Source organism: Streptomyces antibioticus (genome assembly GCF_002019855.1).
GTDB classification, from domain to species: Bacteria; Actinomycetota; Actinomycetes; order Streptomycetales; family Streptomycetaceae; genus Streptomyces; species Streptomyces antibioticus_B.
In genome coordinates, this window is sequence record NZ_CM007717.1 from 5,494,787 (window position 1) to 5,508,563 (window position 13,777).

Genomic DNA, 13,777 nt, shown 5'->3' on the forward strand with positions numbered 1-13,777 from the left:
TACATGCGGTGTATACCCGGTGTGTATACGCGGGGTGTGTAGACGGTGGCGAGGGGTGGGGGGCGCGGACGGCCCCGCAGGTGGGGGCCGTATGTCACCGTTCTGCTACAGCGGTCCGCCGAGACGCTCCGACCGCTTCCTATGGCGACGGGGTGCCGGGTGGCCGGCCCCGGCGGGGGATCGGCTTGGTGTCGCGCGGCAGCCGCCCGGCGTCGGCGAGGGCGCTGCGCAGCAGGAACTCGATCTGCGCGTTGGCCGACCGCAGCTCGTCCCCCGCCCACCGGGCCAGCGCCTCGTACACCGCCGGGTCCAGCCGCAGCAGCACCTGCTTGCGCTGCGGCCGGCCCTGGGGGGCGTCGCCCCCGGTGGGGACCGTCACTGGTAGAGGGTCCCGGTGTTGAGCACGGGCTGCGGCGCGCGGTCCCCGCACAGCACGACCATCAGGTTGGACACCATCGCCGCCTTCCGCTCCTCGTCCAGTTCCACGATGCCCTGCTCGGAGATCCGGGCGAGGGCCGCCTCGACCATGCCGACGGCGCCGTCCACGATCTCCCGGCGGGCCGCGACCACGGCGCCCGCCTGCTGCCGCTGGAGCATCGCCGAGGCGATCTCCGGAGCGTACGCGAGATGCGTGAAGCGGGACTCGATGATCTGGACACCCGCCGCCTCCACGCGCGCGTGCAGCTCCACCGCGAGCTTCTCGGTGATCTCCTCGGCGTTGCCGCGCAGCGAGAGGCCGTCCTCGTCGTGGGAGTCGTAGGGGTACTCGATGGCGATGTGCCGCACGGCCGCCTCGGTCTGGGTGGAGACGAACTCCAGGAAGTCGTCCACCTCGAAGGTGGCCTGCGCGGTGTCCTGCACCTTCCACACCACGACCGCGGCCAGCTCGATCGGGTTGCCGTAGGCGTCGTTGACCTTCAGGACGGCCGTCTCGTGGTTGCGGACGCGGGTGGAGATCTTCTCGCGGGAGGTGAAGGGGTTCACCCAGCGCAGGCCGTCCTCGCGGATCGTGCCCCGGTAGCGGCCGAAGAGCTGCACCACGCGCGCCTCGCCCGGCGCCACGGTGTTCAGCCCGCACATCGACAGGAACGCGGCGAGCCCGACGAGGATGCCGCCGACGATCAGCCCGGCCTTGGCGCCGGTGGCGTCCACCTGGGCGCCGAGCGCGATCAGTCCGGCGGCGGCCAGCAGCCCGACCAGACCGGACAGCAGGGCGAGCCCGCCGCCCACGCTGTGCGCGGGGAACTCGTTGACTCTCGGGGCGGGCATCTCGGGCGCGGCGGCCGCGACGGTGTCTGCGGTCATGGGTGGTTCCCCCCGTTTCGTATGGGAGTGGGCCGTTTCATCCCGTCCCACTCGCTCACTTCGTTCTATCTAAGTGATATCACTTAATCGGGGAATCGCAACCCCTGGGGCGTTCCCGACGTCGGTACTGGTGGAGTGGTGCGCCGGTTCCGGCGGGCGGGGTGCTGATTCTCACCCCCTCCGGACCCCGGCTCGACAGCCCTCCGTCACAGCCGACGGTGTTAGCTTTCTGAGCTGACCTGCCACCGGGCCACTGGTGTGACTGCCGAGTAGGAAGCGGAGCGAGCGGACTCATGGGACGAGCGGACGAGAGACGAGCGCGACAGCGTGGTGGCCGCCGCGCGGCGCCCAAAAACCGCTCGACGCGGACGGAGACCCCGACGTCGGCGCACGAGCCGGCCGCGTCCGCCGCGGGCTCCACCGGTACGTCCACGAGCCCCGCCCCCGGCGGCCGCGCGGCCGCCCGCCGCGGCGCCAAGAAGGGCAAGGGAGCCGGCGCGGACGGCGGCAGGAAGAGCCTCATACGCCGGATCTTCACCTGGAAGAAGATCCTCGGCGCGTTCCTCATCATGACCACGGCCGTCATCGGCGCCCTGGTCTGGCTCTACGTGAGCACCCCGATACCCGTCGGCAACCCCGAGGCCAAGCTCCAGAGCAACGTCTACGAGTACAACGGCGGCGCGATCCTCGCCCGCGACGGCGAGGTCAACCGCGAGAACGTCGACCTCGCGACCGTCCCCAAGGTCGTCCAGCGCACCTTCGTCGCCGCCGAGAACAAGTCCTTCTACGACGACGCCGGCGTCGACCTCAAGGGCACCACCCGAGGCGTCCTCAACACCCTCATGGGCAAGGGCGCGCAGGGCGGCTCGACGATCACCCAGCAGTACGTCAAGAACTACTACCTGACCCAGGAACAGACCGTCACGCGCAAGCTGAAGGAACTGGTCATCTCGCTCAAGCTGGACCGCGAGAAGTCCAAGGACTACATCCTGGCCGGGTACATCAACACCAGCTACTACGGCCGCAACGCCTACGGCATCCAGGCCGCCGCCCAGGCGTACTACCGCGTCGACGCCGACGAGCTGACCGTCGAGCAGGGCGCCTACCTCGCCGCACTGCTCCAGGCCCCCAGCCAGTACGACTGGGCCGTCGCCTCCGACACCAGCAAGGAGCTGGTGAAGAACCGCTGGAACTACGTCCTGAACAACATGGTCGAGCAGAAGTGGCTGGACAAGTCCGACCGCGACGGCATGGAGTTCCCGGTGCCCAAGGACCCCAAGCCCGACCCGGGCAAGGAGGGCCAGACCGGCTACCTGGTCAACGCGGCCAACGCCGAACTGGCCCGCGAACTGGTCGCCACCGGCACCGCCGACGACCTCAAGTCGGCCGAGGCCATGGTCAGCCGCGGCGGCTGGAACATCGAGCTGAACATCAGCAAGAAGAAGCAGAAGGCCCTGGAGAAGGCCGTCAAGGACCAGCTCACCAGCAAGCTCGACAAGAAGAAGCGGTCCGTCGACGCCGACGTCCAGGCCGGCGCGGTCTCGGTGAACCCGCGCACCGGCGCGGTCGAGGCGATGTACGGCGGTGCCGGCTACACCGAGCACTACCTGAACAACGCCACCCGCACCGACTACCAGCCCGCCTCCACCTTCAAGCCGGTGATCCTCGCCGCCGCCTTCGACGGGGACGCCAGGACGCAGGACGGCGAGGAGATCACCGCCGACACGCTCTACGACGGCACCAGCGAGCGCCCGGTCGTCGGCAGCGACATCGCGTTCGCGCCGGAGAACGAGGACGACCAGAACTACGGCGACGTCACCCTCCAGACCGCGATGAACAAGTCCATCAACTCGGCGTTCGCACAGCTCGGCGTCGACGTCGGCATGACGAAGGTGATGGAGGTCGCGGGCAAGCTCGGCATGGACACCGAGGACCTCAAGGCCGTGCCCGCGCAGACGCTGGGCACCATGGGCGCGAGCCCGCTCCAGATGGCCGGCGTCTACGCCACCCTCGACAACCACGGCAAGAAGGTCACCCCCGCGATCATCAAGTCGGCGACGAACAGCGCCTACCCGGCGTTCAAGCACACCGACCCGATCGGCGACGAGGTCATCAGCCGGGAGGCCGCCGACTCGGTCACCTCGGTTCTCACCGGTGTGGTCGACGACGGCACCGCCCGGACCTCGGTGCGGGACAACCCGCTGCGCAACGGCCAGAAGGTCGCCGGCAAGACCGGAACCTCCGACAACAACAAGTCGGCCTGGTTCACCGGCTACACGCCCGATCTGGTCACCTCGGTCGGCCTGTTCGGCGAGTCCGCCAAGCCCCCGCACCCCCAGGTCCCGCTGACCGGTGCGACGACGGGTCTGAAGACGGTCGCGGGCCGTATCAACGGCGGTGGCTTCCCGGCGCAGATCTGGGCGGCGTACACCTTCGGCGTCTCCACCAAGGTCAGCAAGTTCGACCTGGAGACCGACCAGGGCGCGGCCGTCCGTACGGCGTCCCCGACGCCGTCGTCCTCCCCGTCGGCGTCGGAGTCCGCGTCCGAGAGCCCCTCGGCCCCGGCCACCCCGTCGAAGGAGCCCACCACCAGCGCACCGACGACGGCCGCGCCGCCGACGGACGAGCCGACCACCGGGGCCCCGACGACCGGCGCCCCGACGGAACCGAGCACGGAGGATCCCTCCACAGAACCGGAAAACCCACTGGACCAGCAGTTCGGCCAGTAGGGGACAAGGCGGAGGGCGCCCGGTGAGCATTCACCGGGCGCCCTTCGCGTACACCGCCTTGAGACGAGCCGTGGCCGGGGCTCAGCCGGGGTTCAGCTCGAACCACACCACCTTGCCGGTGCTCAGCCGGGTCGCGCCCCAGCGCCGGGCGAGCCGGTTGACGAGATACAGGCCGCGCCCGCCCTCGTCGGTCGCCCGCGCCTGCCGCAGCCGGGGGAGCTGCGGCACGTCGTCGCCGACCTCGCAGCGCAGCACGTCGGTGCGCAGCAGCCGCAGGGTCACCGGCCGCGAGGCGTACCGCACCGCGTTGGTGACGACCTCGCTGACCAGCAGCTCCACCGAGTCGCTCATGTCCTCCATGCCCCAGCGGGACAGCGCCCGCCGGGCCAGCCGCCGGGCCCGGCCCGGTGCCGCGTCCTCCGGTTCCAGGAACCAGTACGCCACGTCGCTGGGCGCGATGCCGTCGAAGCGGGCGGCGAGCAGCGCGATGTCGTCGTCCCGGTCACCCGGGCCGAGCATGTCGAGCACCTCGTCGCACAGGGCTTCCAGCGGCGGCGGGTGATCGGGGCCGGTGAGCTGCGCGGTCGCGGCCAGCTTCTCGCGGAGCTGTTCTATACCGGTCGCCACGTCCCGCAGCCGGGACTCGACCAGACCGTCCGTGTAGAGCAGCAGGGTGGCGCCCGCCGGGGCGTCCAGCTCCACGGCCTCGAAGTCCACGCCGCCCACGCCGATCGGGGCGCCCGGCGGCACCCGCAGCACCTCGGCCCGGCCGCCCAGATGCAGCAGGACGGGCGGCGGATGGCCGGCGTTGGCGATGGTGATGCGGTGCGAGACCGGGTCGTAGACGGCGTACAGGCAGGTCGCCATGCGGTCGGTGCCCAGGCGCTGGGCCTGTTCGTCGAGGTGGTGCAGGACCTCCTGCGGGGGCAGGTCGAGCCCGGCGAGGGTCTGGGCGGTGGTGCGGAGCTGGCCCATGATCGCGGCGGAGGTCATGGAGTGCCCCATGACGTCCCCCACCACCAGCGCCACCCGGCTGCCCGGCAGCGGGATCGCGTCGTACCAGTCGCCGCCGACCCGCGCGGTCTCCGCCGCCGGCAGATAGCGGGAGGCCAGCCGCACGCCCGTGGGGCGGGGCAGGGTCTCCGGGAGCATGGTGCGCTGGAGTTCGTCGGCGATGTACGCCTCACGGTCGTACAGCACCGCCTTGTCGATGCCGAGGGCGCTGTGCGTGGCGAGCTGGGCGGCCACGAGCAGATCGTCGTTCTCGAACGGCAGGCGCTCCGGGCGGCGCAGGAAGACGGCCGCGCCGATCACCCGGCGCCGGCCCCGCAGCGGTGCGAGGATCGCCCGCTGGCCGCCCGGCACCTGCAAGGTGCTGTCCTCGCCCAGGAGTTCGGGCAGGGCGGCACGGGCCGCCGGACTGTCGGCGAACACCGGACGCACGCCGCGCAGCACCTCCGCGAGCGCCCCGCCGGGCCGCACCTCGCAGAGTTCGGCGACGGCCGCCGACAACTCGGCGTTCAGCTCGGCCGGTTCGGGCGGCGGCAGGGCCAGCGCGGCGAAACCGCTCTCGGTGTCCCGCTCCTCCGGGATGCGGTCGGTGCGCCGCAGCCGCAGCATCACCCGGTCGGCGACCGGCCGTTCGTCACCGACCGGCAGCGGATCGCGCAGATACACGAGGATCGCGTCGGAGAAGGTCGGCACGGTCGCCCGGCACAGCCCCATCACGATCTCGTCGATGTCCATGCCCCGGGCGATCCGCCGGGTCGCGGCGCCCACGAACCGCAGCCGGTCGCCGTCCCGGCGCATCGGCGTGGGCCGTCCGGGCGTCACACCCTTGCCCGTACGGCGGTCCGAGCGCGCCTCACCGCCCGGCTGGGCCGGGATGGACTCGGGCGCGGGACGCGGCCGGTGGGAGTCCGCCTCGGCGCCGGCCGACGGCTGGGAGTGCTCGGGGTCCGAACCGCCGGGATCCTTCGCCTTGTTCTTCCCCTTGCCGTCCTTCCCGCGGGGCGCGGTGGCACCCGCGGGCTCCTCGGTGCGGCCCTGGGCCCGGTCGACGGCGGGAGGTAAGGCTGCCGAACCCGGCACCTGGGTACGCAGGAGCGCCCCGCGGGGGTCCGTGGGGTCGACGCCCTGGGGGCGTTCGTAGCTGGTGGGCTGCTCCGTCACGCGTGTCGCATCCATCCGTCCGGGGCTGCGCGCCGCGCGCGCAGTTGGTCCCGCAGAAAACCCGATACCCGGAACAGTCGTCCCCGGAACGGAATTCCCGCGTGGTCAGAGGCTGTTCCTGTGCCACCGGGGAACCGGGCGCGGCCCTCGGCCCCGCCGGTGGTGCGTTCGTACCCCTCGCTCACGTCCTGCCGCCCCTCGGTGACGTTCGGTCAGACCCGGCGCCTGCCCCGGGAGTTGCTGTTGCATGCTCTTGCGGAGGACGATCCTACGTTTCCCGCCCCGGGGCGCATCAAGGGTCTCATGTGGACACGTGCGCGGGCGTACGGTCCCAGTCCTCCGGAAGCAACGGTACGGCCCACGACGGCTCCGGGCGCCAGTGCTGCCAGCCCTCGTCGAACGGCGCGCCCCAGGCACGGATCACGTCCACCGCGGCCCGCCCCGCCGCGCGCACCCGGTCGGCGCCCGCGGCGTCCATCAGACCGTCCTGCTGGGCCTGCGCGAACTCGTCCTCGTCGCGCCAGTCCCAGGTGCGGTCCGGATACACGCAGATGTCCAGGAAGTGGTCCTCGGAGTCCACCCCGCCGTCCCAACGGGCCAGCGGGGTCTCCAGGTTGACGTACCAGTTCTTGAACCGCCAGCCCTGGTCCCAGAACAGCCACACCGACCACGGTTCACCGGGCCGGGCCAGCTTCAGCACACCGGTGCCGAACCAGCGGTCGAGCTGGACGGTCCGCGGCCGGGTGTAGCGGGTGTGCAGCGGTTCCTGGTGCAACGGCGTACCGTCCACGAGCACCGGCTTGACCACCTGGGTGCCCGGGGCGAGCCAGACGGCGAGCACGTCGGAGTCGTCCCGCACGACGGTGACCGGGCGCGCGATATGGAAGCCCGCGCCGCCGTTGGCCCGGTACCGCCACAGGATCCGGTCCCCGGGCGACCAGGACGCCCTCGCACCACCCGTTCCCACGCGCCTCACCACTCCACCGTCTGCCATGCACAGATATTAGGTGCCATGGGCATACGACGCTGTCGTCCCCGTCACGGTTCTCGCCGGTGGCCGGAAAGCGTCCCGGAACGGATCACGGACGGGTCATCCGCAGGACGTCCAGCGCCTCGTCGAGCTGTTCGAGCGTCAGAGCGCCGCGCTCCACGTATCCGCCCTCCAGGACGACCTGCCGGATGGTCCTGCGCTCCGCCAGCGCCTTCTTGGCGACCTTGGCGGCCTCCTCGTAGCCGATGTACTTGTTCAGCGGGGTGACCACGGACGGGGACGACTCGGCGTACTCGCGGGCGCGCTCCCGGTCCGCGACGATGCCGTCCACGGTGCGGTCGGCGAGCAGCCGGGAGACGTTGGCGAGGAGCCGGATCGACTCCAGCACGTTCTTGGCGATCACCGGCAGCATGACGTTCAGCTCGAAGTTGCCGGCCGCGCCCGCCGTGGCCACCGTCGCGTCGTTGCCCACGACCTGCGCGGCGACCATCAGCACGGCCTCCGGGATCACCGGGTTGACCTTGCCCGGCATGATCGAGGAGCCGGGCTGGAGGTCGGGCAGCGCGATCTCCGCGAGCCCGGTGCGCGGGCCCGAGGCCATCCACCGCAGATCGTTGGCGATCTTGGTCAGGCCGACCGCGATCGTGCGGAGCTGGCCGCTCGTCTCCACGACGCCGTCCCGCGCGCCCTGCGCCTCGAAGTGGTCGCGCGCCTCCGTCAGCGGCAGCCCGGTGGCCGCGGCGACCTCCGCGATCACGGCGGCGGAGAACCCCGGCGGGGTGTTGATGCCGGTGCCCACGGCGGTGCCGCCCAGCGGCAGCTCGGCGAGCCGGGGCAGGGAGGCGGTGAGCCGCTCCACGCCGTACCGCATCTGGGCGGCGTACCCGCCGAACTCCTGGCCCAGGGTGACGGGCGTGGCGTCCATCAGATGCGTCCGCCCCGACTTCACCACGTCGGCGAACTCCTCCGCCTTGCGCTCCAGGGCGGCGGCGAGATGCTCCAGGGCCGGGATCAGGTCGCGGGTGACGGCGGCGGTGGCGGCGATGTGCAGGGACGACGGGAAGACGTCGTTGGAGGACTGCGAGGCGTTGACGTGGTCGTTGGGGTGCACGTCCCGGCCGAGCCGCTCGGTGGCCAGGGTGGCGATGACCTCGTTGGCGTTCATGTTGGACGAGGTGCCGGAGCCGGTCTGGAACACGTCCACGGGGAAGTGCTCGTCCCACGTCCCCTCCGCGACCTCCGCGGCCGCCTCCTGGATCGCCCCGGCGATGTCCTCGTCCAGCACCCCGAGCCCGGCGTTCACCTTCGCCGCGGCCCCCTTGATCCGGGCCAGCGCCTCGATGTGCGCCCGCTCGATCCGCTGCCCGGACACGGGAAAGTTCTCGACGGCCCGCTGCGTCTGCGCCCGCCACTTGGCGTGCGCCGGGACGCGGATCTCACCCATGGAGTCGTGCTCGATGCGGTAGTCGCTCATGGGGGGTACAGCGAAGGGGGTGCCGTCGTTTGTTCCGGGCTGAGAAGCCCAGGTTGAGCTTCTCAGCCCGTCCGGCGTTTGAGGACGAGGCCCGTTCAGGGCCGAAAGGGGGTCTGGGGGCGCTAGCCCCCAGGGTTGGGACGGGAAGGGGCGGAGGGGGCGAGAAGCCCCTACGCCAGCCCAGGACCCCGTACCGGAATCGACGTGAACGTAGGCGCCGGCGCCGGGTCCTTGAAGAAGTCGTTGCCCTTGTCGTCGACCACGATGAACGCCGGGAAGTCCTCGACCTCGATCTTCCACACCGCCTCCATCCCCAGCTCCTCGTACTCCACGACCTCGACCTTCTTGATGCAGTCCTGCGCCAGCCGCGCCGCAGGCCCACCGATCGACCCGAGATAGAACCCGCCGTGACTCCCGCACGCGTCCGTGACCTGCTGCGACCGGTTCCCCTTGGCCAGCATCACCTTGGACCCCCCCGCCGCCTGGAACTGCTCGACGTAGGAGTCCATCCGCCCCGCCGTGGTCGGCCCGAAGGACCCGGACGCGTACCCCTCGGGCGTCTTCGCAGGCCCCGCGTAGTACACCGGGTGGTCCTTCAGGTACTGCGGCATCTCCTCACCCGCGTCCAGCCGCTCCTTGATCTTCGCGTGCGCGATGTCACGGGCGACGACCAGCGGCCCGGACAGCGACAGCCGCGTCTTGACCGGGTACTTCGTCAGCTCGGCCAGGATGTCGTCCATCGGCTGGTTGAGGTCGATCCGCACGACGTCCGAGGACTCGTCCAGGTGCTCGTCCGTCGTGTCCGGCAGGAACCGCGCCGGGTCCGTCTCCAACTGCTCCAGGAAGACACCCTCGGCGGTGATCTTCGCGACGGCCTGCCGGTCGGCCGAGCAGGAGACGGCGATCGCGACCGGGCAGGACGCGCCGTGCCGCGGCAGCCGCACCACGCGCACGTCGTGGCAGAAGTACTTGCCGCCGAACTGCGCGCCGATGCCGATCTTCTGCGTCAGCTCGAAGACCTTCTCCTCCAGCTCCTTGTCCCGGAAGCCGTGCCCGAGCGGGGAACCCTCGGCCGGGATCTCGTCCAGGTAGTGAGCGGAGGCGTACTTCGCGGTCTTCAGCGCGTACTCGGCGGACGTGCCGCCGACGACGATCGCCAGGTGGTACGGCGGGCAGGCGGCCGTACCGAGGGAGCGGATCTTCTCCTCCAGGAACTTCATCATGGAGGACTCGTTCAGGACGGCCTTGGTCTCCTGGTACAGGAACGACTTGTTGGCCGAGCCGCCGCCCTTCGCCATGAACAGGAACTTGTAGGCGCCGCCGTCGGTGGCGTACAGCTCGATCTGGGCCGGGAGGTTGGAGCCGGTGTTCTTCTCCTCCCACATGGTGAGCGGAGCCATCTGCGAGTAGCGCAGGTTGAGGTTGAGGTAGGCGTCGTAGATGCCCCGGCTGAGGGCCGCCTCGTCGCCGCCCTCGGTGAGCACGTTCTGCCCGCGCTTGCCCATGACGATCGCCGTGCCGGTGTCCTGGCACATCGGCAGCACGCCCGCGGCCGCGATGTTCGCGTTCTTCAGCAGGTCGAGCGCCACGAACTTGTCGTTGCTGGACGCCTCGGGGTCGTCGATGATCCGGCGGAGCTGCGCGAGGTGGGCGGGGCGCAGATAGTGCTGGATGTCGTGGATCGCCTCGGCGGCGAGCTGGCGCAGCGCCTCCGGCTCGACCTTGAGGAACGTGCGCCCGTCGGCCTCGAAGGTGGAGACACCCTCGGAGGTCACCAGCCGGTAGGGGGTGGTGTCCTCTCCCATGGGGAGCAGATCGGTGTACGCGAACTCAGGCATCGTCGCCCATTCCTCACTCGACGGACTGCGGCGCCTGCCGACGCGGGCAGGCTTCACCAGCGTAGAACCTGCCTCCGACGGCGAGCTTGTGAGGTAAGGCTCAGTTGGGGCTATCGCGATCTATCGTGTTTGGGTACGCTGCTGCCGTGGACCTTCAGAAGCATGCCGCCACCGCCCCCACGCCCCCCGACGCACTGCGCGCCTCGGACGCGGACCGCGACCGGGTCGCCGACATCCTGCGCGAGGCCCTGGCCGAGGGCCGGCTCACCGCCGACGAGCACGCCGAGCGCGTCGAAGGCGTCCTGGCCGCCAAGACGGTCGGCGAGCTGGAGGTCTTCATACGGGACCTGCCGGCGGCGCACGAGCGGCGCGCGAGCCCCCTGTCCGCCCCTCCGCGCCCCACCGCGGGAGCGATCCCCGCCGACCCCGACGACAACGTGATCGCGGTGTTCAGCAGCGCCGTCCGCCGCGGCCGCTGGCGCGCCGGCCGCCGGATCCACGCGTACGCGATCTTCGGCAGCGTCGAGATCGACCTCAGCGAGGCGCTCTTCGAGTACCAGCAGGTGGTGATCAAGGCGTTCGCCGTCTTCGGGAACATCGAGGTCCGCGTCCCGGAGAACGTGTCGTTGTACGGCACCGGCGGCGGAGTCCTCGGCAACTTCGAGATCGACACGCTCGACGCGGTCTCGCCCGAGGCGCCGGTCGTCTACGTCGACGGCTGGGCGGTGCTGGGCAATGTCGAGGGCCGCCCGAAGCGCGGCAAGCTCGTCGCGGACATTCTCGATCGTGTCTCGCGCAAGGTCGACAAGAAACTGCGACGGCATCTGGGCCATTGACGGTCGGCCTGTGAACTGTTGACGGTCGCGAATCGCCCGGTCCGGAACCGGGCGGTCCGCGGGGCGGCGTACGGCGGTCTTCGAAAGCCGGTGGTTCGGAACTGAGTGCATAGGCGCGCGCACAGCGGGTAGGGCTTGCTGCATCGCCTCTTCGCATCGCTCGTCCGCACCACCTCGCCGCATCGCCTCTCGCTCGCGAAGCCGTCGTCAGGAGTAGACCCGTGCTGCAACCGCCGCATTCGTCCCTGAAGGTCGCCGCCGTCCCGGCCCAGCGAGTGCCGGCGCGGGACAGGGACCAAGACGCTCCCTGGCACACCGAGGCGGTGTGCCGTCGCGACGAGGCGGGACTGTTCTTCGCGCCGTCCAAGGAACCCACCGCCGCCCGGCTCTCCCGCGAGGAGGCCGCCAAGCGGGTCTGCGGCGGCTGTCCGGTGATGGTGGAGTGCCGCGAGCACGCCCTCCTCCAGCCCGAGCCGTACGGCGTGTGGGGCGGCCTGACCGCCGCCGAGCGCCGCGTGGTGCTGGCCCGGCGCCGGCGCCGCGACATGGAGCTGAAGAAGACGGCCCGCACGTCGGGCCGTATAGCCCAGGCGGGCTGAGACTCCCGCCCACCCCTCGGCACGCGAGTGGGGCGCCCCCTCCGCACCGGGGGCGCCCCACTCGCCGTAGGCCCTGCTCGGCCTTCGCTCCGTCTTCGCGGCAGGCCCTACTTCGCGCGGTCGAAGTCGATCGCGCTGTACGCCCGCAGCTTGCTCAGCCGGTGCTCGGAGTCGATCCGGCGGACCGTCCCCGACTTCGACCGCATCACGATCGAGTCGGTGGTCGCCGTCTCCGACCGGTACCGCACCCCGCGCAGCAGCTCACCGTCGGTGATGCCGGTCGCGACGAAGAACACGTTCTCGCCCTGGACCAGGTCCTCGGTGGTCAGCACCCGGTTCAGGTCGTGGCCCGCGTCGATCGCCCGCTGCCGCTCCTCGTCGTCCTTGGGCCACAGCTTGCCCTGGATGGTGCCGCCCAGACACTTCACCGCGCAGGCCGAGATGATGCCCTCGGGCGTCCCGCCCACGCCGAGCAGCAGGTCGATGCCGGTGCCCTCGCGCAGCGCCAGGATCGAGCCGGCCACATCGCCGTCCGAGATCAGCTTGATGCGCGCCCCGGTCGCCCGGATCTCCTCGATCAGGCCCTGGTGACGCGGCCGGTCCAGGATGACGACGGTGACGTCCTCCGGCGTGACCCGCTTGGCCTTGGCGACCCGGCGGATGTTGACCTCGACGGGCGCGTCGATGTCGACGAACTCGGCGGCCTCGGGGCCGGTGACGAGCTTGTCCATGTAGAAGACGGCCGACGGGTCGAACATGGCGCCCCGCTCGGTCGCCGCGAGGACGGCGATCGCGTTCGGCATGCCCTTGGCCGTCAGCGTGGTGCCGTCGATCGGGTCCACGGCGATGTCGACCTCGGGACCGGTGCCGTCGCCGACCCGCTCGCCGTTGTAGAGCATCGGCGCCTCGTCCTTCTCGCCCTCGCCGATGACGACCACGCCGTTCATCGAGACGGTCGAGACGAGGGTCCGCATGGCGCGCACCGCGGCACCGTCGGCGCCGTTCTTCTCGCCGCGCCCCACCCAGCGGCCTGCGGCCATCGCGGCGGCTTCGGTCACACGGACCAGTTCCAGGGCGAGGTTGCGGTCGGGGGCCTCGGACGGGACATCGAGTTCGGACGGCAAATGATGATGCTCGGTCATCGGAGCGCACCTTTCTGATACGACGACGGCCGGATGAGGGTTCGAGGCCCGACTCTATCGTCAGTCCGACAAAATGAGCAGGGGACCCCACGGATGAGCGCACCGGGCACCTGCGACGATAGGGGCGTGGCAGGTTCGAACGGCAAGCAGAAGTCGGCCCGGGACATGATCCTCTCCCTGGGTCTCATCATCATCGCGGCGTGGGTGATCTACCTGTTCGTCCCGCACGACGATCGCGCTCCCGACATCCAGCGGGTCGACTACCGCGTCGAACTGCTCACGGCGCGCCGCGCGGCGTCGTACCCGGTGGCCGCGCCCGAGGGCCTGCCCGAGACCTGGAAGGCGACGTCCGTCCGTTTCGACGGCGCCGACTCCGACGCCTGGCACCTCGGCTTCCACGCCCCCGACGGGGAGTACGTGACGATCGAGCAGTCCACTCAGAAGCGCGCCCGGTTCATCGACGAGGCCAGCCAGGGCTCCACGGCGACCAAGGCCACCGACGAGATCGACGGCCGCACCTGGACCCGCTACACCGGCGGCCGCTACGACGCGCTCGTCCTGGAGGACACCGACGGCTCCACGACGGTCGTGGCGGGCACGGCGTCCTTCGAACGGCTGCTGGAGATGGCGAAGGCCCTGAAGACGGCGTGAGCGCGTAGCGCGTACACGGACGTGAGGCCCCCGGCGATCG

Annotated in this window: 11 protein-coding genes; 4 read left to right on the plus strand and 7 right to left on the minus strand. The window is 70.9% G+C overall.

From position 1 onward, the window contains the following. Positions 1–139: 139 nt before the first annotated feature. Both AFM16_RS25105 and AFM16_RS25110 read right to left on the minus strand, forming a co-directional pair. Complete coding sequence (locus AFM16_RS25105; protein WP_030783711.1) at positions 140–379, minus strand: type II toxin-antitoxin system antitoxin; 240 nt, start codon at positions 377–379, stop codon at positions 140–142. Next, positions 376–1,305 carry an SPFH domain-containing protein gene (locus AFM16_RS25110; RefSeq protein WP_030783715.1) on the minus strand — a complete coding sequence of 310 codons (930 nt, stop codon included), beginning with the start codon at positions 1,303–1,305 and terminating at the stop codon, positions 376–378. Before AFM16_RS25110 ends, AFM16_RS25105 begins: the two co-directional genes overlap by 4 nt. A gap of 293 nt (positions 1,306–1,598) precedes the next feature. On the opposite strand from AFM16_RS25110, the gene AFM16_RS25115 reads away from it, so the two are divergent. Further along, positions 1,599–4,034, plus strand: a complete 2,436-nt coding sequence (locus AFM16_RS25115; RefSeq protein WP_078634693.1) for a transglycosylase domain-containing protein — start codon at positions 1,599–1,601, stop codon at positions 4,032–4,034. An 81-nt stretch (positions 4,035–4,115) separates the two neighbouring features. On the opposite strand, the gene AFM16_RS25120 is transcribed toward AFM16_RS25115, so the two are convergent. The 4 genes from AFM16_RS25120 to AFM16_RS25135 form a co-directional block, all read right to left on the minus strand. Next, a complete protein-coding gene (locus AFM16_RS25120) occupies positions 4,116–6,221 on the minus strand; it encodes a SpoIIE family protein phosphatase (protein WP_078634694.1) in 2,106 nt (701 codons plus the stop codon). Positions 6,222–6,507: 286 nt separating this feature from the next. After that, positions 6,508–7,200: a cytidylyl-2-hydroxypropylphosphonate hydrolase gene (fomD, locus tag AFM16_RS25125; protein WP_051780288.1), complete on the minus strand. Its 693-nt coding sequence runs from the start codon at positions 7,198–7,200 to the stop codon at positions 6,508–6,510. A gap of 85 nt (positions 7,201–7,285) precedes the next feature. Then, positions 7,286–8,671, minus strand: a complete 1,386-nt coding sequence (locus AFM16_RS25130) for a class II fumarate hydratase (protein ID WP_078634695.1) — start codon at positions 8,669–8,671, stop codon at positions 7,286–7,288. A gap of 170 nt (positions 8,672–8,841) precedes the next feature. Beyond that, positions 8,842–10,509: a fumarate hydratase gene (locus tag AFM16_RS25135; protein WP_078634696.1), complete on the minus strand. Its 1,668-nt coding sequence runs from the start codon at positions 10,507–10,509 to the stop codon at positions 8,842–8,844. A gap of 146 nt (positions 10,510–10,655) precedes the next feature. Between AFM16_RS25135 and AFM16_RS25140 the strand changes: the two genes are divergently transcribed. Continuing rightward, positions 10,656–11,345 carry a DUF1707 SHOCT-like domain-containing protein gene (locus AFM16_RS25140; protein WP_030783732.1) on the plus strand — a complete coding sequence of 230 codons (690 nt, stop codon included), beginning with the start codon at positions 10,656–10,658 and terminating at the stop codon, positions 11,343–11,345. 221 nt (positions 11,346–11,566) lie between these two features. Further along, the gene (locus tag AFM16_RS25145) at positions 11,567–11,944 is read left to right on the plus strand and encodes a WhiB family transcriptional regulator (protein WP_030783734.1); all 378 of its coding nucleotides are present in this window, start codon (positions 11,567–11,569) and stop codon (positions 11,942–11,944) included. A 107-nt stretch (positions 11,945–12,051) separates the two neighbouring features. Here AFM16_RS25145 and glpX read toward each other — a convergent pair whose 3' ends face one another. Further along, the gene (glpX, locus tag AFM16_RS25150) at positions 12,052–13,086 is read right to left on the minus strand and encodes a class II fructose-bisphosphatase (protein ID WP_030783737.1); all 1,035 of its coding nucleotides are present in this window, start codon (positions 13,084–13,086) and stop codon (positions 12,052–12,054) included. Positions 13,087–13,212: 126 nt separating this feature from the next. On the opposite strand from glpX, the gene AFM16_RS25155 reads away from it, so the two are divergent. After that, positions 13,213–13,737 (plus strand): DUF4245 domain-containing protein, encoded by a 525-nt coding sequence (locus tag AFM16_RS25155; protein WP_030783740.1) that lies wholly within the window; start codon positions 13,213–13,215, stop codon positions 13,735–13,737. Positions 13,738–13,777 lie beyond the last annotated feature (40 nt).

What these genes read in the sequence shown, in the direction of transcription:
- AFM16_RS25110 (WP_030783715.1), bottom strand. Translation starts at nt 1,305, where the DNA reads ATGACCGCAGACACCGTCGCGGCCGCCGCGCCCGAGATGCCCGCCCCG.
- AFM16_RS25115 (WP_078634693.1), top strand. Translation starts at nt 1,599, where the DNA reads ATGGGACGAGCGGACGAGAGACGAGCGCGACAGCGTGGTGGCCGCCGC.
- AFM16_RS25120 (WP_078634694.1), bottom strand. Translation starts at nt 6,221, where the DNA reads ATGGATGCGACACGCGTGACGGAGCAGCCCACCAGCTACGAACGCCCC.
- fomD (WP_051780288.1), bottom strand. Translation starts at nt 7,200, where the DNA reads ATGGCAGACGGTGGAGTGGTGAGGCGCGTGGGAACGGGTGGTGCGAGG.
- AFM16_RS25130 (WP_078634695.1), bottom strand. Translation starts at nt 8,671, where the DNA reads ATGAGCGACTACCGCATCGAGCACGACTCCATGGGTGAGATCCGCGTC.
- AFM16_RS25135 (WP_078634696.1), bottom strand. Translation starts at nt 10,509, where the DNA reads ATGCCTGAGTTCGCGTACACCGATCTGCTCCCCATGGGAGAGGACACC.
- glpX (WP_030783737.1), bottom strand. Translation starts at nt 13,086, where the DNA reads ATGACCGAGCATCATCATTTGCCGTCCGAACTCGATGTCCCGTCCGAG.